The 22996-nt window shown below is 67.0% G+C and carries 20 protein-coding genes; 8 read left to right on the top strand and 12 right to left on the bottom strand.

Annotation, left to right across the window (positions count from 1 at the left end):
- Positions 1-3: 3 nt before the first annotated feature.
- The 9 genes from API01S_RS01290 to API01S_RS01250 form a co-directional block, all read right to left on the bottom strand.
- The gene (locus API01S_RS01290; protein ID WP_006220505.1) at positions 4-795 is read right to left on the bottom strand and encodes an enoyl-CoA hydratase/isomerase family protein; all 792 of its coding nucleotides are present in this window, start codon (positions 793-795) and stop codon (positions 4-6) included.
- Positions 796-843: 48 nt separating this feature from the next.
- On the bottom strand, positions 844-2160 hold the full coding sequence (locus tag API01S_RS01285; RefSeq protein WP_061302756.1) for a malonyl-CoA decarboxylase domain-containing protein: 1317 nt from the start codon (positions 2158-2160) through the stop codon (positions 844-846).
- Positions 2111-2863: a GntR family transcriptional regulator gene (locus API01S_RS01280; RefSeq protein WP_050729968.1), complete on the bottom strand. Its 753-nt coding sequence runs from the start codon at positions 2861-2863 to the stop codon at positions 2111-2113. The genes API01S_RS01285 and API01S_RS01280 overlap by 50 nt, the downstream gene beginning before the upstream one ends.
- A gap of 333 nt (positions 2864-3196) precedes the next feature.
- Entirely contained in the window at positions 3197-3967 is a 771-nt protein-coding gene (locus API01S_RS01275; protein WP_050729967.1) for a class I SAM-dependent methyltransferase, read from the bottom strand.
- Between the two features lie 28 nt (positions 3968-3995).
- Entirely contained in the window at positions 3996-5024 is a 1029-nt protein-coding gene (locus API01S_RS01270; protein ID WP_254598512.1) for an acyl-CoA dehydrogenase family protein, read from the bottom strand.
- A gap of 20 nt (positions 5025-5044) precedes the next feature.
- Positions 5045-6280, bottom strand: coding sequence for an acyl-CoA dehydrogenase family protein (locus API01S_RS01265; protein WP_061302754.1), 1236 nt, complete (start codon positions 6278-6280; stop codon positions 5045-5047).
- A gap of 5 nt (positions 6281-6285) precedes the next feature.
- Positions 6286-7269, bottom strand: a complete 984-nt coding sequence (locus API01S_RS01260; protein WP_061302752.1) for a Bug family tripartite tricarboxylate transporter substrate binding protein — start codon at positions 7267-7269, stop codon at positions 6286-6288.
- Positions 7270-7315: 46 nt separating this feature from the next.
- On the bottom strand, positions 7316-9412 hold the full coding sequence (locus API01S_RS01255; RefSeq protein ID WP_061302750.1) for an acetate--CoA ligase family protein: 2097 nt from the start codon (positions 9410-9412) through the stop codon (positions 7316-7318).
- Entirely contained in the window at positions 9409-10212 is an 804-nt protein-coding gene (locus tag API01S_RS01250; protein ID WP_061302748.1) for an enoyl-CoA hydratase, read from the bottom strand. Before API01S_RS01250 ends, API01S_RS01255 begins: the two co-directional genes overlap by 4 nt.
- Positions 10213-10325: 113 nt before the next feature.
- Here API01S_RS01250 and API01S_RS01245 point away from each other — a divergent pair, with 113 nt between their 5' ends.
- Positions 10326-11099 carry an IclR family transcriptional regulator gene (locus API01S_RS01245; protein WP_061302746.1) on the top strand — a complete coding sequence of 258 codons (774 nt, stop codon included), beginning with the start codon at positions 10326-10328 and terminating at the stop codon, positions 11097-11099.
- Between the two features lie 187 nt (positions 11100-11286).
- Here the strand turns inward: API01S_RS01245 and bktB are convergent, their stop codons facing one another.
- Positions 11287-12468 (bottom strand): beta-ketothiolase BktB, encoded by a 1182-nt coding sequence (gene bktB / locus API01S_RS01240; RefSeq protein ID WP_061302743.1) that lies wholly within the window; start codon positions 12466-12468, stop codon positions 11287-11289.
- Between the two features lie 40 nt (positions 12469-12508).
- On the bottom strand, positions 12509-13294 hold the full coding sequence (locus API01S_RS01235) for a crotonase/enoyl-CoA hydratase family protein (protein WP_061303787.1): 786 nt from the start codon (positions 13292-13294) through the stop codon (positions 12509-12511).
- A 230-nt stretch (positions 13295-13524) separates the two neighbouring features.
- Between API01S_RS01235 and API01S_RS01230 the strand changes: the two genes are divergently transcribed.
- From API01S_RS01230 to API01S_RS01215, 4 genes are all read left to right on the top strand, one after another.
- Positions 13525-14673 carry an acyl-CoA dehydrogenase family protein gene (locus tag API01S_RS01230; RefSeq protein WP_061302742.1) on the top strand — a complete coding sequence of 383 codons (1149 nt, stop codon included), beginning with the start codon at positions 13525-13527 and terminating at the stop codon, positions 14671-14673.
- A gap of 50 nt (positions 14674-14723) precedes the next feature.
- Positions 14724-15734: an acyl-CoA dehydrogenase family protein gene (locus API01S_RS01225; RefSeq protein ID WP_254598514.1), complete on the top strand. Its 1011-nt coding sequence runs from the start codon at positions 14724-14726 to the stop codon at positions 15732-15734.
- Between the two features lie 87 nt (positions 15735-15821).
- Positions 15822-16727 (top strand): LysR family transcriptional regulator, encoded by a 906-nt coding sequence (locus API01S_RS01220; protein WP_061302737.1) that lies wholly within the window; start codon positions 15822-15824, stop codon positions 16725-16727.
- Between the two features lie 131 nt (positions 16728-16858).
- A complete protein-coding gene (locus API01S_RS01215; protein ID WP_050730236.1) occupies positions 16859-17299 on the top strand; it encodes a CBS domain-containing protein in 441 nt (146 codons plus the stop codon).
- Positions 17300-17333: 34 nt separating this feature from the next.
- On the opposite strand, the gene API01S_RS01210 is transcribed toward API01S_RS01215, so the two are convergent.
- On the bottom strand, positions 17334-18098 hold the full coding sequence (locus API01S_RS01210) for a sulfite exporter TauE/SafE family protein (protein WP_061302735.1): 765 nt from the start codon (positions 18096-18098) through the stop codon (positions 17334-17336).
- Positions 18099-18321: 223 nt separating this feature from the next.
- On the opposite strand from API01S_RS01210, the gene API01S_RS01205 reads away from it, so the two are divergent.
- From API01S_RS01205 to acnB, 3 genes are all read left to right on the top strand, one after another.
- A complete protein-coding gene (locus API01S_RS01205) occupies positions 18322-19206 on the top strand; it encodes an FxLYD domain-containing protein (protein WP_061302733.1) in 885 nt (294 codons plus the stop codon).
- On the top strand, positions 19196-20119 hold the full coding sequence (locus API01S_RS01200; protein ID WP_061302731.1) for an FxLYD domain-containing protein: 924 nt from the start codon (positions 19196-19198) through the stop codon (positions 20117-20119). The genes API01S_RS01205 and API01S_RS01200 overlap by 11 nt, the downstream gene beginning before the upstream one ends.
- A gap of 207 nt (positions 20120-20326) precedes the next feature.
- Entirely contained in the window at positions 20327-22918 is a 2592-nt protein-coding gene (acnB, locus tag API01S_RS01195) for a bifunctional aconitate hydratase 2/2-methylisocitrate dehydratase (RefSeq protein ID WP_050729956.1), read from the top strand.
- Positions 22919-22996 lie beyond the last annotated feature (78 nt).

The raw sequence follows: 22996 nt of genomic DNA, 5'->3' as shown, positions 1-22996 counted from the left end.
TGGTCAGTCTCCGGAAAAGGAAGGATCTACGCCGGCCAGGAAAGCGCGCACGCCTTCCTTGTGGTCCCGGCTTTCGGCATAGGAGAAATAGTCTTGGTATTCGTCTTCGGTCAAGGCCCCGCCCTGGGCGAGCCTGGCCGACAGGCGCTTATTGATGCGGGCGGCCAGCGGCGCGCCCTGGGCGATGCGTTCGGCGCTGCGGCGCGCGGCATCGGCCACCTGATCATCGGGCACGATGCGCGTCAGCAGGCCCAGGCCGTGCGCCTCTTCTGCGCCGAACACCCGGCCTTCAAGCAGGATGGCCAGCGTGGCCGCGCGTCCGGCCAGCGCCAGCAGGCCGCGCATTTCGTCGGGCGCCATGGGAAAGCCCAGGCGGTTGATCGGCACGCCAAAGCGCGCGGATGCCCCGGCGATGCGCAGGTCGCACTGGCTGGCGATTTCCAGCCCGCCGCCCACGCATACGCCTTCGATCTGCGCGATGACCGGGTGCGGGCAAGCGGCCACCGCCTGCAAGGCGGGCGCCAGGATCTGGCGGTGATAGCGCTGCACGCCGGCCTGGTCGGCGCGTTCAACCGGAAACTCCCGGATGTCCGCGCCCGCGGCGAAATTGCCGCCCTCGCCGCGCACGATCACGCAGCGCAGGCTGTCGTCGGCGGCCAGGCGGGTGAAGACCTCGCCAAGCTCGCGCCACATGCCCACCGTTATTGCGTTCAGGCGGCCCGGGTGCGATAGCGTCACCCAGGCCAATGGCCCGTCGCTGTCCAGCCGCACGCGGCCGATCACGTCTTGCGTCATGTCCCCTCGCCCTTGTTATTTTTTGATCCTGAGCGCCCTCGACGGCGCTCAGGCCACGCGTCCCACCCCTCGGCTCACCTGTGGCTTACCTTCGCCCAGTCTGGCCAGGTTGGTATCAAGCTCGTCCAAGTCATACAGATAGTTGACCATCAGCGCGCAGGACTGCTTCAAGCCCTTGACCGAGGTGTCCGCCGCCCAGTTCAGGCGTTCGATGCGAGCGCCGTTGCCCAGGTGAAAGCGCGCCACCGGGTCCAGCGGCAAGCCGTTCTTCATGGACTGCAAATAGGTGGCGGCAAGGCGAAAACCCGCGCGCTTGACCACGTCCGACGTCTTGCCCTGCGCGGCCGTCGCCAGCCGCGACACCCAGCGCTGGCCGTCCGGCACGCCTTCGCGCTTGCGGTCCTTGGCGCGCGATTTGTCTTCGCGCACGATGGCCTCGACGGCCTCGGCATCCAGCTTGCCCAGCCAGTCCGCGAACCCGGGAATGGGCGACAGCGTGGCGAAATTCTTGAGCTTGGGCAGTTCTTCCAGCAGTTGCTCGACCACGCGCTTGAGCAGGAAGTTGCCGAAGCTGATGCCCTTCAGGCCGGGCTGCGTGTTCGAGATGGAATAGAAAATGGCCCAGCGCGCCTTGTCCAGATCCTGCGGCGGCAAGGTGCTGTCCAGCAGCACCTGCACGTTGTCGGCCATGTTGCTGGCGAACGCCACTTCCACGAAGATCAGCGGCACGCCCGGCATCTGCGGATGGAAATAGGCGTAGCAGCGGCGGTCCGGCGAGACGCGGCGGCGCAGGTCGTCCCACGAAGTGATCTCGTGCACGGCCTCGTACAGAATCAATTTTTCCAGCAGCGACGCGGGCGAATCCCAGGTCAGCGGACGCAGTTCCAACAGGCCCACGTCGAACCAGGCGGACAGCAGCGCTTCCAGTTCCTTGTCCAGCCCCTGTATGCCCGAGACCTGCTTGCGCCAGCGCAGCATGTCGGCGCGCAGGTCCACCAGGAAACGCAGGCCGTGGGGCAGCGCGTTGAAGCGCTTGAACAGTCGCGTGCCTTCGCCGCCATCGCCCGCATAGGTGGCGCGCACCTGCGCCAGCGCCGCCAGCATCAGCCGGCGGTCCTTGCCGTCGGCCGCGCTGTATTGCTCGCACCAGCGGCGCGCCAGCTTGTTGGCCGCCACGTCGGTCAGGCGGGCTTCAAACAGACGGCGCACTTCCGATTCGCTGGGCAGGCGCCCGCGTTCCCAGAGCCGGCCCAGCCGGGTCATCAGGCTGGCGCCTTCTGCGGCGGCGGCGGGATCGATCAGCTCGGGTTCGGGCTCAGGCGTGCGTGCGCCCCGCGCGGGCGCGAGATTGGCGGGTACGGACATGGGCGGGCTCCTCGATATCAATAGGATCGTTCATCGCCGGATCGTCGGCGTCTTCATTGGCCAATATGCGCAGGGCTTCCAGTTGCCGCATCAGGTGGGTGTGCGCCAGCGTCTGCGCGGCCTCGCTGTCGTGCGCCTTGAGCGCATCGAAGATGGCCAGGTGTTCGGCGCAGGATTGCTGGATGCGCCCGGGGCGCGCCAGGCTGCGGTGGCGCGACAGACTGAGCACCTTGCGCAGATTGCCCACCATGTCCGACAGCCACTGATTGCCGGCCAGCGCCTGGACGGCTTCGTGGATCAGGTAATTGGTCTGGTAATAGGCGTCGATGCGGCCGGCGAGCGCGTGCTCGGCCAGTTCCGCGTGCAGCGGCTCCAGCGCGGCCAGTTCGGCGTCGCTGGCCTTGCGCGCCGCCTCGAAGGCGCAGCGCCCTTCCAGCATGGCCATCAGGGGGAAGATGTCTTCCAGGTCTTGCGTGGACAGTTCATTGACGAAGCAGCCACGGCGCGGCTCCAGCCGCACCAGCCCTTCGGTCGCCAGCACCTTCAGCGCCTCGCGCAAAGGGGTGCGGGAAATGCCCATTTCGCCCGCCAGCCGCAGCTCGTCGATCCACTCGCCATTGGACAGGGCGCGCGCATGGATCATGCCGCGCAGGCGATCCGCGACTTCCAGGTACAGGGCTTGACGGACGATGGGTTGGCTCATGGGGGCTGGCGCCGGCAGCGCCGTAATTCATAATTATGAACAGGCCCATGTTAAATCCCGACGCGAAAAAAGGTAAACCCCTGGAAAACCCGTCCGCGCGGGAAGGGTTGTGCGGGCGGCCGAGTCAGATGGCGTAGAGGGGAGCTTTCCCAGCACAGGGCAGAGCTCCACCCGGAATTGGCAGAGCACCACCTGGAATTGGCAGGGCGCCCCCGGAAACAGCAGAGCGCCATCAAAAAGCGGGAGGACTCCCGCTGGACACGGCAAGGTGGCCTCCGGACACGGCGGGTCTGGAACCCGCCAGCCCGGCTGCCCCCTGCCGCGCTTGCCGGATCAGAAGTGCAGAACGCCGTCCACCGCGTGACGCGTCAAGGCGCGCGCCCAGCGACGCGCGGGCAGCCCGTACTTGGACTCCACCACTTCGGCGCGCGCCAGCAGATCGGCGGGCGTCACAGCCAGGCGCGGCCCCGAGAAGGCCAGCACGATCTGGTTGCCGGCATCCACTTCCGGCAGCAGCACCACGCGGTCATCGAACGCCTTGGACAGGTTGTCGATGTTCTTGCCGAAGCTTTCATGGCGGCCGAACAGGTTCACGGCCACCACGCCCACCTCGCCCAGCACGCGGCGGCAATCGCGGTAGAACTTCACGCTGTCGCGCACCGGACCTTCGGCCGAGGCGTCATACAGATCGACCATCAGCACGGGGCAACGGCCGGCGTTGACCGGATCCGCCACCCACTGGCCGGCGTCCGCGTGTTCCACCAACAACCGGTTCGAGCCGGGCAGACGGAAGAACATATGGCAGGCGGCGGTCACGCGGGGGTTCCATTCCACGGCCAGCAGCGGGCTGCGCGTGTGCTTGACGCAAAAGCGCGCCAGCGAACCGGCGCCCAGCCCGAGCATGCCGATGGCCTCTTCCTTGGGCGGTTCCAGAAACAGCAGCCAGGCCATCATCTGGCCGGTGTATTCCAACACCAGTTCGGCCGGGCTCTTGACGCGCATCGCGCCCTGGACCCATTCGGTGTTGAAGTGCAGATAGCGCACGCCGTCCAGTTCGGACAGGGTCGGCTGGTCGAGTTCGGAGGGATAGTTCGATCTATTCATGGCGGCGATTGTAGGTCCGACGCCGGGCCTACGCGCCAGCCCCTTCCCAGATCCGCTCCAGCCACTCGGTGCTGGACGTGTCCGCATGCAGGCTCGCCGCCAGCCGCAACACCCTTTTCAAATACAGATGCGCATCGCATTCCCAGGTAATGCCCATCGCGCCATGCACCTGGATCGCGTTCTGCGCGGCGCGGCGGCCCGCCTCGATCGCCAGCAGCGGCACGTAAAGGCTGTCCAGATCGGCCGAGGACGCGCCGGTGTCGTGCGACGCGGCGGCGGCCATGCCGGCCAGACGCGCATCATCCAGCGCCATCCAGTCGTCCGCCAGCCGATGCTTGATGGCCTGGTTGGCGCCGATGGCGCGGTCGAACTGGCGGCGGTCGCGAGCGTACGCCGCCGCCATGTCCAGCGCCGCCTCGGCCGCGCCCAGCAACTCGGCAGAGCGCAGCAGCGTCAGCCGCGTCTTCAAACGTCGCCACACGCCGGCGTCAACCTCAAGCTCGACGCTTTCCCGCAACTCGGGTCGCGCCGCCTGCGCGACGGGCATGGTCGGGTCCAGCCCTGACGCGCCCGCCACGGGCGCATAGTGATCCAGCCGCAGAACGCCCGGCCCCGGGCAACGCACGGCCAGGGCCGGCACGCCCTCGCCCGCTCCTTCCACGAACGCCGAGCCGTCGGGCCGCAACGTCGCGTCCGCGAAATACCATTCGCCCTGCATCACCTGACGCGCCCATTGCGCGGCCGTGCCGGTCAGACCCGTTCCGCACAAGCTGGGCAGCACGACCATATTGGCCACCAACGGCACGCTCAACAGATGACGCCCCGCCGCTTGCGCCACGACCCAGGCATCGGCCAACCCCAGGCCCAGCCCGTCATGCTCGACAGGCGCCAACAGCGCCGGCCAGCCTTGCGCGGCGATGTCGCGCCACAGCGCCAGGCGATCGGCCAGCGGGCGCGTGGCGGCCGTCCGCGCCGCATCGAGCGGGTGGCGATCCGACAAAAATCGCATGGCCGCATCGTGCAGCATGCGGTGTTCTTCGCTACTTGAAAAATTCATGGTGTCTGCTTTGGCGGGGTTCATGCCTTGGGCAAGCCCAGCATCTGCTCGGCGATGATGTTGCGCTGGATCTCGGAGGTGCCGGCCAGGATAGTTTCGGCGCGCGACCACAGATAGGCGTGCGTCAGGGCCGCCGCGTCGACATCGCCATCCGCGCTGTCCGCATTCCCCTCCCGCGTCTGCGTCGCGCCTTGCAGGCAGGCGTTTTCCCCCAGCATCTGCAAGGACAACTCCAACAGGCGCTGATGCGCCTCGCTCCAGTGGATCTTGGTGGACGAGCCCTCCGGGCCGGGCGGGTCGCCGCGCATCGCGCCCTCCAGCGCGCGCCGCGATTTCAGCGCCAGCACGTGGCTGTCCGCCGCCAGCCGCGCCCACTTGTGGCGCACTGCGGCCGAGGACGCCGGCAGGTGTCCATAGGCATCGGGCCGCAGCGCCAGCCGGCGCACGGCTTGCAGCTCTTGCGAAAAACGCACCAGGCGCGGGATGAAGTAGGTGCCGCGCTCGAAGCTGGCGGCGGCCATCGCCACCTTCCAACCCTGGTTCTCGGCGCCCAGCAGCAGCTCTTGCGGCACAAAGACGTCTTCGAAAAACACTTCGCAGAATTCGGCTTCGCCGGTGATCTGCCGGATGGGTTCGACGCGCACGCCGGGGCTGCGCATATCCACCAGCAGAAAGCTCAGGCCCTTGTGCTTGGGCGCGGCCGGATCGGTGCGCGCCAGCACGAAGCACCACTGCGCGCGGTCGGCGAAAGACGTCCAGATCTTGTGCCCGTTCAGCCGGTAGCCGCCTGGCGCGGGCTCGGCGCGGGTGCGCACCGAGGCCAGGTCGGAGCCCGCGCCGGGTTCCGAATAGCCCTGGCACCAGACTTCGCGGTTGGACAGGATGCCCGGCAGGAAACGACGCTTTTGCGCCTCGTTGCCAAAGTGCAGCAACGTGGGCGCCAGGATGCCGTGGCCGATCAGGTTCACGCCCAGCGGCGCGCCGCAACGCGCGTGCTCTTCATGGAACACGGCCTGTCGCGACAACGGCAAGCCGTGTCCGCCGTATTCCCTGGGCCACCCCAGGCCCGACCAGCCGTTGGCGCACAGCGTGTCTTCCCATGCCCGGCGAAAATCCAGATCGCGCGGCGACGCGCCACCGGGCCAGCCGCGCACAAAGCCGGCGTAGGCGCTGGCCAACCACTCGCGCAATTGCGCGCGGTAGGCTGCGTCGTCCTGCGCCACGATGCGTTCGGCCACGTTGTCCTGTCCACGCATACGGCTCACTCCAGTTGGATGTTGGACTCGCGCGCGACCTTGGCCCAGGTCGACACGTCTTGCCGGATGAAGGCGGCGAACGCCTTGGGATCGCTGCCGATGATGTCCAGCCCCAGCCCCACGAACTGCTTCTTCACGTCGGGCTGTTGCAGGATCTCCGCCAGGCTTGCATAGAGCTTGTCGATGGCCGGCTGCGGCGTGCCGGCCGGCGCGACCAGCCCGAGCCACGGCATGGCCGAATACCCCGGCAGGCCCGAGGCCGCCACCGTCGGCAAGTCGGGCACGGAGGCCGAGGGCCGGGTGGTCGTCACCGCCAGCGCGCGCAGCTTGCCATCCTTGACGAAGGGACCGGACGAAGCCCAAGCGTCGAACATGACCTGGATGCGCCCGGCCACCAGATCGTTCAGCGCCGGCGCGCTGCCCTTGTACGGGATGTGCGCCATCTGCACGCCAGCCATGCTGTTGAAGAGTTCGGCTTCCAGATGCGTGGAACTGCCCGCGCCCACCGAGCCATAGCTGACCTTGCCCGGATTGGCCTTCAGATAGGCGATGAGTTCGCCCACATTCTTGGCCGGAATCGACGGATGCACTTCCAGCACGTGCACCACCGAGGCCACCTGGCTGACCGGCGCGAAGTCCTTGATGGGGTCGTAGTTGACCTTGGCGTAGATGCTCGGCGCGATACCCAGCGAGGACGCGGCCATCAGCAAGGTGTAGCCGTCCGGCGCGGCGCGCGAGACGTAGTCGGACGCGATCATCGTGCCGCCACCGGGCTTGTTCTCGACGATCACGGTCTGGCCGAGCTTGGTGGTCAAACGTTCGGCCAGCAGGCGGCTCATGATGTCGGCCGCGCCGCCTGGCGAGAACGGCACCACGATGCGCACCGGGCGGCTGGGATACGCATCCTGGGCGCCGGCCGGTGTTGTTGCGCCGACAGCGGCCAGCGCCATGCCGGCCAACAGCCCTTTCATCCATTGTCTTTTCTTCATGCTTGTCTCCTCCTGGGAAATGCGCTGCGCGTGTCGCGCCGTTGCACTACGGGGTTGCGGGCAGGATCAGCGCGTCCAGTACGGCAACGCCCTGTCCCGCCTCTTTGATCAGCAAGGGATTGACTTCGATTTCCGCCACGTGGTCGGGCGCGGCCAACAGCGCGTTGCCCACGGCGACGATACTGCGGCACGCCGCCGCCAGATCCGCTGGCGGCTTGCCACGGAAGCCGTCCAGCAACGCGAACGCTTTGAGTTCGCGCAGCATCTGCATGGCGATGGCTTCATCCACCGGCAGCAGGCGATGGCTGGTGTCTTGATAGATCTCGGTCAGCACACCACCCAGCCCCACCGTCAGCACGGGTCCAAAGACCGCGTCACGCGTGGCGCCGACGATCAGCTCGGCCACGCCGCGTTCCATCTTCTGCACCATCACGCCGTCGATGCGCGCATCGGGCTGCGCGGCCGATGCCGAACGAAGCACCTGCTCGAAAGCCGTGCGGACAGCGGCATCATCGACCAACCCCAAGGCCACGCCGCCCGCCTCTGTCTTGTGCGCGATATCCGCGCTCAGAATCTTCAGCGCCACGGGATAGCCGGCGCTGCGCGCGTGGGCCACGGCCTCGTCGGCCGTGCGCGCAGCCTGCGCCAGCGCCTGCGGCAAGCCGAATGCGGCGACAAAGGCGCGCGCGTCCACCTCGTTGCAGGGCAATGCCGGCAAAGCGCGGGCGTCCGCGCTCGATTGCGGCGCGGGCATCGGCGCAATGCGGCGCGCGCCGCGCGCCTCGCACCACAGCAGGTAAGGCGCCAGCGCGGAGACGGCCTGGCCCAAGTCCTCGAACACCGCGACCTCGGCATCGCGCAGGGCCTGGCGGCTTTGCGCAAGACCCGTGTCGATGGCGACGAACAGGCGTCGATGCTGGCGCGACGCTTCGGCCAGCGCATCGGCCATGCGGTCCAGCATGTAGCCCGGCGCATAGACCAGCACGGCGTCGATCGCGTCGGTGGTGGCCAGCGCTTGCAGCACGGTGCGCACGAAGGCAGGATCGTTGACCACATTGCCGGTCACGTCGACCGGGTTGCCCACCATGCCGTAGTCAGGGATGCCGCCGCGCAGCACGGCTTGCAGGTCCTCGGGCAGATCGGGCAGGTCCAGCCCCGCGCCGATGAACTTGTCGGCCAGGATCGCGCCCAGCGCGCCGGACATCGTCAGCACCGCCACGCGCTTGCCGGCGCTGCGATGGCGCAGCGTAGCCAGGCTGGCCAGATGCGCCAGCTGCGCAAAATCCGTCGCTTCGATCACGTTCAACTGCCGGAACGCCGCCGCATACACGCGCCGGTCGCCGGCCAGCGCCGAGGTGTGCGAGCGCACCGCCTGCGCGCCCTTGTCCGTATTGCCGGCCTTCAGCGCGATCAGCAGCTTGCCCTGGCGTTCCAGTTCCTGGCAGGCCCGCACGAAGCGCTCGCCGTCGCGCAGCTGTTCGATATAGCCCAGCACGATCTCGGTGCTGGGATCCGCCGCCAGGTATTCCAGGTACTGCGAAAAATCCAGGCAGGCTTCATTGCCGGTATTGATGAAATGCGAGAACGGCAAATCCAGCCGGCGCGCAATGGCGTACACCGCCGCGCAGACGTTGCCGCTTTGCGTCAAGAGGCTGACCACGCCGGGCCCGGACTGCGCCGGCGCGGTCTTGAATACCGAGGCAAACGCCGTGTGCGCCTGCGTGTTGAGGTTGGCGAACCCCATGCAGTTGGGCCCCGCCACGGCCATGCCGCTTTCGGCGACGAAGGCTTCCATCTCGTCTTGCAGGCGGACGCCGTCGCCGCCCGCTTCGGCAAACCCCGCCGCATACACGATGGCGGCGCGCACGCCCCTGGCGTGGCAGCGGCGCAGCATCGGCGTGACCTCTGCCGCCGCAATCGCCAGCACCGCCAGATCCACCGGCTCGGGCACGGATTCGATATCGGGCCAGCAGCGCTTGCCGAAGACTTCCTGGTACTTCGGATTGACCGGGTAGATGCCGCCCGCGTAGCCGAAGCGCGTCAGCAGTTCGAGCGGCATCCCGCCGATGCGGCCGGCGTTGGCGCTGGCGCCGATCATCGCGATAGAGCGGGGATCCAGCAGGCAATCAAGCGCGGCCCTCATGCCGTCTCGCCCTTCTTGTTGCGCTGGATGGCCTGCGCCAAGCCGCGCTGACGCACGGCCTGGAACTCTTCGCTCAGGTGCGACAGCTGGTGCGTGTCGAAGTGCGCCGACAAGGCCGTGCGAAAGCCCTGCGCATCGGCGGTGCGGTTCAGCGAGCGCTTGATCAGCCGCAAGCCGAAGGGCGGCGCCTGCGCAATGCGCCGGGCCAGCGTCAGCGTGGCCTCGTCCAGTTCCGCCTCGGGCACCACGCGGTTCACCATGCCGATGCGCAGCGCCTCGGCCGCGTCGACCTTTTCGCCGGTGTAGAGCATTTCCTTGGCTTTGCGCAGCCCCATCACCCAGGGGTGGATCAGCACTTCGGTGGCGGCGGCCGCCAGCGTGTGGCCGACGGGGTCCGAGAAATAGGCGGTGTCGGCGCACACCACCAGATCGCACATGTTGGCGATCATGAAGCCGCCGGCCACGCAGGCGCCTTGCACCTGCGCGATGGTGGGCTTGGGAAAGTCCCAGATGCGCAGGCAATAGCCGTAATAGCGGCGCGACTCGTACTCCCAGCGCTCTTCCACCGTGAAGTCGGCGCGCTTGGCCTGCGCTTCTTTCAGGTCGTGGCCGGCCGAGAAATGCGCGCCGCGCCCGGCCAGCACCACGACGCGCACGGCGTCGTCCTGCTCGGCACGCTTCAGCGCGTCGTCCAGTTCATCCAGCATCTGCTGGCTTTGGGCATTGCGCGCCGATTCGCGCGCCAGGCTGATGCGGCAGATCGAGTCGTGATGCTCGACAGCCAGGGTGGCGTATTCCATAGTCTCCTCGTCTCTTGCGACGCCCGCGCTTGCGGATGGCACGGGTCGATTCGATTGAATTAACGCACCTGGAATCCTAGAATACAAAATATTCAATCAATTTTTCCCACAATATGAACAAGACGATGGCAACTGGCGGCACCCAGAGCATGCGGCGCGCACTAGGCCTGCTGCGCGTGCTGGCGCAGCATCAGGAAGACGGCATCGACCTGCAAGGGGTGATGGGCGCGACGGGGCTGGAACGTTCCACGGCGCACCGCCTGTTGAGCTGCCTGCTGGAAGAACAGTTCGCCGAACGCGATGCGCGCACCCGGCGCTATCGGCTGGGCGTGGATTCCATGCAGCTGGGTTTTGCGGCGCTACGGCGCACGCCTTTGCTGGACGCGCTGCGCCCCTTCGCGCAAAAGCTCGCGCGGCTGTCGGGCGACACGGTGTTCCTGGTGATCCGCCAGGGCGACTATGCGTTGTGCCTGCTGCGCGAGGCGGGCTCGTTTCCGGTCAAGGTGTTCACGATCGATCAGGGCGAACGCCGCTTGCTGGGCGTGGGCGCGGGCGGGCTGGCGCTGATGGCCAGCCTGGACGACGAGGAGATCGCGTCGCTGTACGCGCGGCACGCCGCCAGCTACGCCCAGATCGGCGTGTCCAGCGGCGCGTTGATGAAGGCCGTCAAGCAGACGCGCGCGGCCGGGCACGCGGAAATCGTGGACACGATCACGCCGGGCGTGTCGGGCGTGGGCGTGGCGTTTCCGGTATCTGAATTGACTTGGGTGGCGTTCAGCTTCGGCGCGATCAGCAGCCGTCTGGACGCGCCCCGCCGCGCCCAGATGGGCGCGCTGCTGCGGGCCGAGTGCCTGGCCTGGGCCGAGGACTACCTGGGCCACGCCTGACGTTGGGAAACGCCCTGCGTTGGGACACTTCTGACGTCGAGACCTGCCTTGCGTCGGGTCAAGCCTTGAACTCGGGTCATGCCTGCGTTGGAACCCGCCTCACGTGAAAACGCCCCGCCAGAAGGCGGGGCGCGTGGCATGTCAGCGTTTGCATCGCAGGCCGGCTTGGCCGGCCTGCCTCAACCCATCAAATGCGTTCGAAGATGGCGGCGATGCCCTGGCCGCCGCCAATGCACATCGTGACCAGCGCATAGCGACCGCCCACGCGTTGCAGCTCGTGCAGCGCCTTGACGGTGATGATCGCGCCGGTCGCGCCGATGGGATGGCCCAGGCCGATGCCGCTGCCGTTGGGGTTGACCTTGGCCGGATCCAGGCGCAGCTCGCGCGACACGGCGCAGGCTTGCGCGGCGAACGCTTCGTTGGCTTCGATGACGTCAAGCTGGTCCACCGTCAAGCCGGCGCGCTTGAGCGCAGCCTGCGTGGCCGGCACGGGGCCGATGCCCATGATGTCGGGGTCCACGCCCGCGTGCGCGTACGCCACCAGGCGCGCCAGCGGCTTGATGCCCCGCTTGGCCGCGACCGAGGCGTTCATCAGCACCACCGCGCCGGCTCCGTCGTTCAGGCCGGACGCATTGCCGGCCGTGACCGTGCCGTTCTCTTTCTGGAACACCGGCTTGAGCGTCGCCATGGTGGCGGCCGACACGTCGCGGCGCACGTGTTCGTCGGTATCGAACACGACCTCGCCCTTGCGCGTCTTCTGCACCACCGGCACGATCTGGTCGCGGAAGTAGCCGGCGTCGATGGCGGCGGCCGCGCGGCGATGCGATTCAGCGGCCAGCGCGTCCTGGTCCTGGCGGCTGATGCCGAACTTGGTGGCCACGTTTTCAGCGGTGACGCCCATGTGCATGCGGCCGAACGGGTCGGACAGTGCGCCCGTCATCATGTCCAGCATGACGCTGTCGCCCATGCGGGCGCCCCAGCGTTGCGAGGGCACGATGTACGGCGCGCGGCTCATGCTTTCGGCGCCCGCGCCGATGGCGACGTCGGCATCGCCCAGCATGATGGTTTGCGCGGCCGACACGATGGCCTGCAAGCCCGAGCCGCACAGGCGGTTGACGTTGAAGGCGGGGGTTTCCTTGGCGATGCCGGCGTTCATGGCCGCCACGCGCGACAGGTACATGTCGCGCGGTTCGGTGTTGATGACGTGGCCCACCGCAACGTGGCCGACTTCGTCGCCCTTGACGGCGGCGCGTTCCAGCGCGGCCCGGATGACGGTGGCGCCCAGGTCGCAGGGCGGCACGTCTTTGAGCGCGCCTCCAAAATCGCCAATAGCGGTGCGGACCGCCGACGCGACGATGACTTCATTCATGGTGTTTCCTCCTTGTGATGCTTTGCATCATAACGCTGGCCTAGCGCCGGCGCGCTGCAAGGAATTGCGCCACCGCGTCCGCGTGCGCCTCGGTTTTGTGGGCCAGCGCCTGGTACGCCGCCGACAGTTCCAGCAAGGCGTCCAGCCGCGCGTGCTGGCTTTCACGCAGCAGCCGCTTGGTCAGCCGCACGGCCTCTGGCGAATTGGCCGCGATGCGCCCGGCCAGTGCGCGAGCGGCGGACAGCAGTTCGCCGTCCGGCACCACGCGCGACACCAGCCCCCATTCCAGCGCCGTGCCCGCGCCGATGGCGTCGCCGGTGTATGACATTTCGGCGGCGCGCGCCGAGCCGATCAGGCGCGGCAGGAACCACGCGCCGCCATCGCCGGGAATGAGACCCAGCTTGACGAAACTTTCGGCGAAGGTGGCTGAGTCCGCCGCGATGCGCACGTCGCACATGCAGGCCAGGTCGCAGCCCGCGCCGATGGCCGGCCCATTGACGGCGGCAATGGTCGGCACTTCCAGCGCGTGCAAGGCCAGCGGCAGGCGCTGGATGCCATGCCGGTATTCCTGGCGCAGCGCTGCCACGTCTACATCCGGGCCGATCTGGCGCTGCATCTCGTGGATGTTGCCGCCCGACGAAAACACCTTGCCCTTCGCGGTCAGGATCAGCACACGCACGGCGGGGTCGCGTTCGATGCGCGCAAAGATTGCCAGCATCTGGTCGACGATCGCACTGCCCGTCAAGGCGTTGCGCGTGGCCGGGTCGTCAAGCGTCAGCGTCGCCACGCCATCGGCGTCCAGCTCGAAATGCACGAGTTCCGTCATGTCTGCGCCCTCTTTTGAATTGAAAGACATCCAGGTTCGCCGGCGCGAGCGCCGGCAAGAAGGTCCAGCGTAGGCGCGCGGCACGTGCAGCGTCCAATATTAGTTTTTGCAGTGGCGATACGAAATACGTATCGAAAAGCCGAAAAATAATATTGGACGGCTGTTGCGACGCTGCCCGATAGTGCTTCGGAACGCGCCCCTTCCGGGCGCCGCCGCAACGGATCGCCACCATGATCGAGACGCTGGAACTTACCGCCCTGCCCGCCGCCGACGAAGCGCTGCGCGCGGACGTGCGCGCCTTTCTGGCGGACACGCTGGATGGGCTGGAGCCCGACGAAAGGGCCCGGTCCTGGATGGGCTTTGACGCCGGTTTCAGCCGCCAGCTTGCCGCGCGCGGATGGTTGGGCCTGACCTTGCCGCGTGAATTCGGCGGGGCCGAGCGCGGCCACTACGCGCGCTTCGTGCTATCCGAAGAACTGCTGGCCGCTGGTGCCCCGGTGTCTGCGCACTGGATCGCCGACCGCCAAAGCGCGCCCTTGATCCTGAAGGTCGGCACGCCCGCGCAAAAGGCGTACTACCTGCCGCGCATCTGCCGCGCCGAAGCCTTCTTCTGCATCGGCATGAGCGAACCGGGCGCAGGTTCCGATCTGGCCAGCATCCGCACGCGGGCGCAGCCCGCCAACGGCGGCTGGCGTCTGAACGGCGGCAAGATCTGGACCACCAATGCGCACCGGTCGCACTACATGATTGCGCTGGTGCGCACGTCGGGCACGCCCGAAGACCGGCACCAGGGTTTGTCGCAGATGATCGTGGACCTGTCATTGCCCGGCGTGACCACGCGCCCGATCCAGGACCTGACGGGCGATGCACATTTCTCGGAAGTGTTCTTCGATGAGGTCGAGTTGCCGGCCGATGCGTTGATCGGAGAAGAAGGCGCGGGCTGGGCGCAGGTCAATGCCGAACTGGCGTTCGAGCGCAGCGGCCCCGAGCGCCTGTATTCCAGCATTGCCTTGCTGGAATGCTGGCTGACCCATTGCCGTGCCCAGGCGGACGACGACGTCAGCCGCGTCACGCTGGGCGACATTCTTACGCAGATGGCGGTGCTGCGAGCCATGTCGCTGGGGGTGGCGGCGAAACTGGCTGCGGGCGCCAGCCCGGCGACCGAAGCCGCGCTGGTGAAAGACCTGGGCACGGAACTGGAACAGCGCATCCCGCGCCTGATCGGCGACGCGCTGGGCCGCCATCCCGACGTGCCGCCGCCATTGCCCCTGCTGCGCACGCTGGCGTACCTGGAACAGATTGCGCCGACATTCTCGCTGCGCGGCGGCACGCGCGAAATCCTGCGCGGCATCATCGCGCGCGGCCTTGGCCTTCGATAGCGATAACGACCAAGATGCCGGCCGACATGCCGACCGATAAAGGCGAACCCATGAACACCCTTGAAGACACGCTGCTTGGCGACGCCGCCGAACGCCTCTTTGCGCAAACCTGCACGCCGGTGCTGCTGCGTGCAGCCGAGCAGGGGCAATCCGTGGACGTGGCATGGCGGGCCTGCGAAGAAGCCGGTTTCGCGGACGCGCTGGTGTCGGAAGCGCAAGGCGGCGCGGGGCTGGCCTTGACCGCCGCCCTGCCTGTGGCGCTGGCTGCCGGCCGTCATCTATGCCCCTATCCCATCGCGCACACGATGCTGGCGCGCGCGTGGTTGTCGGCGGCCGGGCGCGAGCCGCCAGCAGGCTCGATCGCCATCGCGCCGCACGGACTGGCCATTGCCGGCCAGCGCATCGCGGGCGCGAACGTGCCCTGGGTGCGCGTGGCCGGCCACGTGCTGGCGCAGATCAATGGGCAGGCGTGGTTGCTGCCCGTGCAGGCGGCCTGCGTCGAGAGCAACGGTGTGCATGGCTCGCTGGATGGCGAAGCGTCGTGGGCGCTGGCGGACGCGCAATGCCTGGGTGGCGGGCCGGCGCTGGATGCGCTGGCCGCGACCGCCTATGCCGGCTTGATGGCAGGCGCGATGGAACAGGTGCTGGCGATGACGCTGGACTACGCCAACACGCGCGCGCAGTTCGGCAAGCCCATCGGCCGCTTCCAGGCGGTGCAGCAACAGATCAGCGTGATGGCCGAAGCGGTGTGGGCGGCTCGCATGGCCGCGCAGCTTGCCTTTCAAAGCTCGCACGCCCTGCCCGACACGATGCGGGCGGCATTGGGCAAGGCGCGTACCAGCCAGGCGGCGCCGCAGGTGGCCGACATTGCCCATGCCGTGCATGGCGCGATCGGCGTCACCGCCGAATTCGACCTGCAACTATTCACCCGGCGCCTGCGCGACTGGCGCCTGGCTGGCGGATCGGAATCCTGCTGGCACGCGCGCATCGGCGAGGACGCGCTGGCAAGCGGCCTTGGCGTGCTGGATTATCTGCGCGGCATCTCGGCAAGCGACGCCTGACGCGGCGCTGCCGAAGGGATTGCACGGATGACGGCGTCGAACCCGCGCACGTATCATCGAAAGCCCACGCCGCCCTGGATCCTTTCGATGGACTTTCGCCACCTCCAGCAATTCCTGGTGCTTGCCGACACGCTGAATTTTCATCGCGCGGCGGAAAAGCTGCATATGTCGCAACCGCCGCTGTCCGTATCGATCCGCAAGCTGGAAGAGATGGTGGGCGTGCCGCTGTTCGTGCGCGGACGCCAGGGAGTGCAGTTGACCGAAGCCGGGCTGGCGGCGCTGGACGAAGCGCGCCGCGCCTTGTTCCATGCCGAACAATTCCGGCTGGCGGCGCGCGCCGGAGCGGCCGGCGAAGGCGGCACGGTCCGCGTCGGCTTCGTGGGGTCCGCCACGCATGCCATCCTGCCGCGCGTGCTGCCTTTGTTTCGCCAACGCTATCCCGGCGTAACGGTGGTGCTGCGCGAAGCCACGTCGATCCGCATCATGCAGGACCTGGCGGAAGACGCGCTGGAAGTGGGCATCGTGCGCGTGCCGGTAGCGATGGGATCAAGCGTGCGGCTGGCGCCGCTGACGACCGAAAACTTCGTGCTGGCCGTACACAAAAGCCATGCGCTGGCGCGGCGCGGCCGCATCCGGCTGGCCGATCTGGCCGACGAAGCCTTCATCATGTACACCGCCACCGAAGCGGCCGGCTTGCGCATGGCCGCGATCAACGCCTGCCAGTTGCGGGGATTCTCTCCGCGCATTGCACAAGAAGCGGTGCAGGTGCAGACGCTGTTGAGCCTGGTCGAAAGCGGGCTGGGCGTAGCGCTGGTGCCAGCGGGAGCGCGCCGCCATCCCAGCCCGAACGTCGTCACCAAGACACTGGCCGATTTTCCGGCTGACGCCTCGATCGGAATTTCACTGGCCTGGAACCCGGCCGCCGAACGCAGCGCCGCGCGCAACCTGCGCGAAGTGGCGGCGCACGCTTTCCGCCCCAAGCCGGCGAACTGAGCGCCGCGCTTGCGGCAAGATGGGAAGCAGGCTTAGGATGGAGCATGACCGCGCCGCGGCGCCCTGGCCGTTATCCAAGGGCGCGACGCGCGGTTGGCGTTTGAACCTTGTCAGCGATCCGGGAGCACATCGTGAAAACAGTGGCTGAGATTCTCAGGGAAAAGTCGAACAATGCCGTCGTGACGGTTTCACCCGATTCCTCGGTGTTCGACGCCATCAAGACCATGGCCGAACGCAGCATTGGCGCCGTGGTGGTCGTGCAAGGGGAAACGGTGCTGGGCATGCTGTCCGAGCGCGACTATGCCCGCAAGGTCGTACTTCAGGACCGTTCATCGCGAACCACCAAAGTGCGCGACATCATGACCGACTCGGTGTATTACGTGGGCCCGGGCGACACGCGCGAACACTGTATGGCCATGATGACCGAACGGCATTTCCGCCATCTGCCGGTCATCGAAAACGAAAAGCTCATCGGCCTGCTGTCCATTGGCGATCTGGTCAAGGACATCATGAGCGAACAGAAATTCATCATCCACGAGCTGGAACGCTACATCAGCGGCGGCCACGCCTAGGCCGCTACACGCATCTCTCATGCGCCGCTGGCGGCTAACCCGCCGCCAGTATCCGCGCCGCCGGCACGATCAACCCCATGCCGGCCGCCAGCAACAGCACGAACACCATGCGTTTGACGGTCTTCATCGAACCGGCCGTGCTGTAGCGCCGCGCCACCCAGGTCACCCCGATCACGACGGGCAGCGCCTGCACACTCAACCAGAACGAGCTCGCCATGAATTCGCCCTGGCCGGTCACCAGCACCAGCCGTACCACCGCGTTGAGCGAAAACAGAACCAGCAGGCTGTTGCGGATGGACGCCAGCGGCAAGGGCTGGCGATACAGGTGGTAGACCATCGGCGGGCCGGCGCTGGAAAACAAGCCGCCCAATACGCCCGAGATGCCACCGAAGAATAGAAACGACGCCTTGGAAGACAGTTGTTCAAGCGGCTTGGCGCGCGCAACCAGCAGCACCGCGCACGCCAGGATGGTGACGCCCAGCAGCAACTGCAAGAGGACGCTCATGGACCCGCTGATCCAGGTCAGCGCGGCCACCCCTACGCCCACGCCGATCAGGCTGGCGAACATGGCCGGCCGCATCAGTGACCAGTTCACCTGCGGCTTGGCGCGCGCCAGCGTGACTGCGGCGTTCACCAGCGACAACACGCTGACGATGTTGGCCACTTCCGCCACCGAGGCCAGTTGGAATACGCCGGACAGGCCCAGCAGCACGAGCCCGAACGCGAAGCCGGTCATGGTCTGGGCATAGGTGGCGAGCGCCACGCAGGCCAGGAACAGCAAGTGATGGGAAATGCTCATGCAAAGGGCCGGTTTTGAGTCGCGGCGATGATATCACCCGACCTTTGGCCGTCTGGCCGGTGAAGGGCGGGCATCGGTTTCGGCACATATTGTCACAAACAGACGCGCACCTGCACCCAGACATCGATGCAGTGCCGCTATCCTTGCCGCCCTATTCCGTATGCGCGAACACGCCCTGGTTCGCATGACGCACCGATGATGACAAACGCATGATGCCCCACGCATGACGCCCAAACACACCACCATCAACACGGTCACCCTGACCTGCTCGACTTGCGGCAGCGCGCAATTCACCAAGCTGGCGCCCAACGAGTACCGCTGCAACCATTGCCAGGCGCTGACGCTGGTCGAAGACGACGTCGCGCAGCGGCTGGAGAAGATCCTGCGCGGCATGCAGCAGCCGGCGCATCAGGCAACGATCAAGCCCGGCGTGCTGGCCGCCATCGGCCTGGTGGTGGCGGCAGTGGTCGCCATCCCGCTGGTGGCCTCGATGCTGACGTCACGCCCGTCCACGCCGAGCCGCATCGCGCCCGTCACCCCACCCATCGACGCCTCGCTGGTCAAGCTGACCGAGGTGCGCGAGGTCCAGACGCGCGGACGCAAGCAGCTGGTGATGATCATGCGCAACGAAACCGGCCGGAAGATCGAGGTGCCGCGCGTGACGGCGACGTTCTTCCAAGGCGACCTGACGCTGTCGTCCTCGTCGGCCACGCCGACCGCCCGGTCCTTGCAGCCCGGCGAATATGTGCCCGTGCTGATCTCGACCCCGGACAAGGCGTACTCGCGCTACGCGCTGGAAGTCTCCACGCCGTCGCCCGCGCGCGGCAAGAACAACGAGGTCTCGTCCAGCAAGGTGCAGCTGGTGAAGAACGACGGCGCCTACCGCCTGGTGGGCCTGATCCGCAACGACGGCGCGGCGGAGGCCCGCAGCGCCCAGATCACCGTGCTGCTCTACGGCGAAGACGGCGCGATGATCGGCACCGGCAATGGCTATGCCAGCGCCAATGCGTTGCCGCCGGGCGCGCTGACTTCCTTCGATGTGCGCTGCGACATGCTTGGCGACGGCAAGGTCGCGTCCTACGACTACATGGTGCAAAGTGAAAGCTGACCGTTCCCGCTCCCGGCCGCTGTCGTGGCCCGCCAAGACGGCGCTGGCGCTGATCGTCCTGGCGGCAGCCGGCGTGGCGCTGACCCGGTACACGCCCGTGGGCTCGTGGGTAGCCGGCAAGCTCGGCTCGCCCGCATCGAACGTGCCGGCCGCGTCCGCCCCCCAGGCCGCCAACACCCCGCCCCGTGACGCCGCCCCGGCCACCCGCATGCAACGGGTCAGCCCGGCCAACGTGCGCGTCATCGAGCACGTGCGCCTGAGCACGGAAGAATTGCTGGATCCGGATTTCGCGTTGTTCGACACCGCTGCGCTGAGTCTGTCCGCGCCGCGCCGGCTGCTGGACGAAATCGACCGGCCGGTCATGTACGCGGAATTGTCCAACACCAGCGCCACCGACATCGCCCTGTCGCCCCGCGCCGAAATCACGGTGTTCGACGGGTCCCGGGCGCTGAACCTGCGGCAGGACTGGACCCTGCCCACGCATCTGTACCCGGGCGAGCGGGTGCCGGTGCTGCTGACGGGCGGCCGCTACGAACGCTATACCGAGGTCAAGACCAACTGGCTGCCCGCCAAGCGCGCCGCCCTGCCCGGCCCGCGCCCCAAGCTGGCCGTCAGCGTCGAGAACACCGAGGCTGGCGTCGGCACCGGCACGCTCAACTTCAGCTATCGCTATCGTTACAAATACGTCACCGTCCACGGCCGGGTGCGCAACGAGGACCAGGTGGAGGTCGACAATATCCGCGTCTGGGTCAGCCTTTACGACGCCCAGGACAAGCTGACGGGCGCGCTGTTCAAGGAACTGCGGCTGCCCAAGCTGAAACCGGGCGACAGCGCGCCCTTCGAAATGGACGTCAAGCAATACGGCGCCAATTTTGTCCGGGTGGCCGTCGTGTACGACGCCGCCCCGCGCTAGGGCCGCGTCGCCGGCCAGATTCCAGTGGCGGCCGACGGGCCGCCATTTTCTTTTACGGGGGCCGCCCAGGCAGCGCCGTCGCCCGCAAGCAACAGCGATGGCCCCAAGTCTTATATAAGATATAAGACGTTTGCTTGCCGCCCCCTCTTCCCTCTACAATTCCGCCCGACAACCCTTCTTCCAACCCGACTTTTGAGCAGGCCTCACATGCTGGATAACTACCGCCAACACGTTGCCGAACGCGCGGCTCTGGGGATCCCCCCGCTGCCCCTGACGGCCAAACAAACCGCCGAACTGATCGAACTGCTGAAGAACCCGCCCGCTGGCGAGGAGCAGAATCTGGTCGAACTGCTGACCCACCGTGTGCCGGCCGGCGTGGATGACGCCGCCAAGGTGAAGGCGTCCTACCTGGCCGCCGTGGCGCTGGGCAAGGAAGCTTGTGCGTTGATCAGCCGCGCCAAGGCGACGGAACTGCTGGGCACGATGCTCGGCGGCTACAACATTGGCCCGCTGGTCGACCTGCTGGATGATGCGGAAATCGGCACCATCGCCGCCGATGCGCTGAAAAAGACCCTGTTGATGTTCGACGCCTTCCATGACGTGAAGGAAAAGGCCGACAAGGGCAACGCCAACGCCAAGTCCGTGATGCAAAGCTGGGCCGACGCCGAGTGGTTCACCAGCCGTCCGGAACTGCCGGAAAGCCTGACCATCACCGTCTTCAAGGTGCCTGGCGAAACCAACACCGACGACCTGTCGCCGGCGCCCGACGCCACGACCCGCCCCGACATCCCGATGCACGCCCTGGCGATGCTCAAGAACAAGCGCGACGGCGCGGCGTTCGAACCGGAAGAAGACGGCAAGCGCGGCCCGGTCAAGTTCATTGAATCGCTGAAGGACAAGGGCCATCTGGTCGCCTACGTGGGTGACGTGGTGGGTACGGGTTCGTCGCGCAAGTCGGCCACCAACTCGGTGCTGTGGTTCACGGGCGAAGACATCCCCTTCGTGCCGAACAAGCGCTTTGGCGGCGTGTGCCTGGGCAACAAGATCGCCCCGATCTTCTACAACACGATGGAAGACGCCGGCGCGCTGCCGATCGAGCTGGACGTGTCCAAGATGGAAATGGGCGACGTCGTCGAACTGCGTCCGTACGACGGCAAGGCGCTCAAGAACGGCGAAGTCATCGCTGAATTCGAAGTCAAGTCCGACGTGCTGTTCGACGAAGTGCGCGCCGGTGGCCGCATTCCGCTGATCATCGGCCGCGGCCTGACCGCCAAGGCGCGCGAAGCGCTGGGCCTGGCCCCGTCGACGCTGTTCCGCCTGCCGAAAGACCCGGTCGACACCGGCAAGGGTTACACGCTGGCCCAGAAGATGGTCGGCCGCGCCTGCGGCCTGCCGGACGGCAAGGGCATCCGCCCGGGCACCTACTGCGAACCGAAGATGACCTCGGTGGGCAGCCAGGACACCACCGGCCCGATGACCCGCGACGAGCTGAAGGACCTGGCTTGCCTGGGCTTCTCGGCCGATCTGGTGATGCAGTCGTTCTGCCACACCGCCGCCTACCCCAAGCCCGTGGACGTCAAGACGCACCACACGCTGCCGGAATTCATCAGCACCCGTGGCGGCGTCTCGCTGCGCCCGGGTGACGGCGTCATCCACTCGTGGCTGAACCGCATGCTGTTGCCCGACACCGTCGGCACCGGCGGCGACTCGCACACCCGCTTCCCCATCGGCATCTCGTTCCCGGCCGGTTCGGGCCTGGTCGCCTTTGCCGCCGCCACCGGCGTGATGCCGCTGGACATGCCGGAATCGGTGCTGGTCCGCTTCAAGGGCAAGCTGCAACCCGGCGTCACCCTGCGCGATCTGGTCAACGCCATCCCGCTGTACGCCATCAAGCAAGGCCTGCTGACGGTCGCCAAGCAAGGCAAGAAGAACATCTTCTCCGGCCGCATCCTGGAAATCGAAGGCTTGCCGGACCTGAAGGTCGAGCAGGCATTCGAACTGTCGGACGCTTCCGCTGAACGTTCGGCCGCTGGCTGCTCGGTGTTCCTGAACAAGGAACCCATCATCGAATACATCAACAGCAACATCGTGATGTTGAAGTGGATGATCGCCAACGGCTACGAAGACGAGCGCACGTTGGGCCGCCGCATCAAGGCCATGGAAGCATGGCTGGCCGATCCCAAGCTGCTGGAGCCGGACGCCGACGCCGAATACGCCGCCGTCATTGAAATCGACCTGGCCGACGTGCACGAGCCCATCGTGGCCTGCCCGAACGACCCGGACGACGTCAAGACGCTGTCCGAAGTGGCTGGCGCCAAGATCGACGAAGTGTTCATCGGCAGCTGCATGACCAACATCGGCCACTTCCGCGCAGCGTCCAAGCTGCTGGAAGGCAAGCGCGACATCCCGGTCAAGCTGTGGGTGGCTCCGCCGACCAAGATGGACGCCACGCAACTGACCGAAGAAGGCCACTACGGCGTCTTCGGCACGGCTGGCGCGCGCACGGAAATGCCGGGCTGCTCGCTGTGCATGGGCAACCAGGCGCAAGTGCGTGAAGGCGCGACCGTCATGTCGACCAGCACCCGCAACTTCCCGAACCGCCTGGGCAAGAACACGAACGTGTACCTGGGTTCGGCCGAGCTGGCCGCCATCTGCTCGAAGCTGGGCCGCATCCCGACCAAGGACGAGTACATGGCCGACATGGGCGTCATCACCAAGAGCGGCGACCAGATCTATCAGTACCTGAACTTCGACAAGATCGCCGACTACAAAGACGTGGCGGACGTGATCGAGGTGTAAGCCTTGAGCGATAGCCAGGTGGTGTGACTGGCTTTACGCAAGGTCAACGGCCCCGGAGCAATCCGGGGCCGTTTGCTT

The organism is Achromobacter piechaudii NBRC 102461 (assembly GCF_001571245.1).
Classification (GTDB): domain Bacteria; phylum Pseudomonadota; class Gammaproteobacteria; order Burkholderiales; family Burkholderiaceae_B; genus Achromobacter; species Achromobacter piechaudii.
The sequence above is the reverse complement of the archived record's forward strand: the minus strand, read 5'-3'. Positions and strand labels throughout refer to the sequence as shown.

Bases quoted from the DNA above. Each gene is read 5' to 3' on its own strand.
- API01S_RS01290 (WP_006220505.1), bottom strand. From the start codon at position 795: ATGACGCAAGACGTGATCGGCCGCGTGCGGCTGGACAGCGACGGGCCA.
- API01S_RS01285 (WP_061302756.1), bottom strand. From the start codon at position 2,160: ATGTCCGTACCCGCCAATCTCGCGCCCGCGCGGGGCGCACGCACGCCT.
- API01S_RS01280 (WP_050729968.1), bottom strand. From the start codon at position 2,863: ATGAGCCAACCCATCGTCCGTCAAGCCCTGTACCTGGAAGTCGCGGAT.
- API01S_RS01275 (WP_050729967.1), bottom strand. From the start codon at position 3,967: ATGAATAGATCGAACTATCCCTCCGAACTCGACCAGCCGACCCTGTCC.
- API01S_RS01270 (WP_254598512.1), bottom strand. From the start codon at position 5,024: ATGAATTTTTCAAGTAGCGAAGAACACCGCATGCTGCACGATGCGGCC.
- API01S_RS01265 (WP_061302754.1), bottom strand. From the start codon at position 6,280: ATGCGTGGACAGGACAACGTGGCCGAACGCATCGTGGCGCAGGACGAC.
- API01S_RS01260 (WP_061302752.1), bottom strand. From the start codon at position 7,269: ATGAAGAAAAGACAATGGATGAAAGGGCTGTTGGCCGGCATGGCGCTG.
- API01S_RS01255 (WP_061302750.1), bottom strand. From the start codon at position 9,412: ATGAGGGCCGCGCTTGATTGCCTGCTGGATCCCCGCTCTATCGCGATG.
- API01S_RS01250 (WP_061302748.1), bottom strand. From the start codon at position 10,212: ATGGAATACGCCACCCTGGCTGTCGAGCATCACGACTCGATCTGCCGC.
- API01S_RS01245 (WP_061302746.1), top strand. From the start codon at position 10,326: ATGAACAAGACGATGGCAACTGGCGGCACCCAGAGCATGCGGCGCGCA.
- bktB (WP_061302743.1), bottom strand. From the start codon at position 12,468: ATGAATGAAGTCATCGTCGCGTCGGCGGTCCGCACCGCTATTGGCGAT.
- API01S_RS01235 (WP_061303787.1), bottom strand. From the start codon at position 13,294: ATGACGGAACTCGTGCATTTCGAGCTGGACGCCGATGGCGTGGCGACG.
- API01S_RS01230 (WP_061302742.1), top strand. From the start codon at position 13,525: ATGATCGAGACGCTGGAACTTACCGCCCTGCCCGCCGCCGACGAAGCG.
- API01S_RS01225 (WP_254598514.1), top strand. From the start codon at position 14,724: ATGAACACCCTTGAAGACACGCTGCTTGGCGACGCCGCCGAACGCCTC.
- API01S_RS01220 (WP_061302737.1), top strand. From the start codon at position 15,822: ATGGACTTTCGCCACCTCCAGCAATTCCTGGTGCTTGCCGACACGCTG.
- API01S_RS01210 (WP_061302735.1), bottom strand. From the start codon at position 18,098: ATGAGCATTTCCCATCACTTGCTGTTCCTGGCCTGCGTGGCGCTCGCC.
- API01S_RS01205 (WP_061302733.1), top strand. From the start codon at position 18,322: ATGACGCCCAAACACACCACCATCAACACGGTCACCCTGACCTGCTCG.
- acnB (WP_050729956.1), top strand. From the start codon at position 20,327: ATGCTGGATAACTACCGCCAACACGTTGCCGAACGCGCGGCTCTGGGG.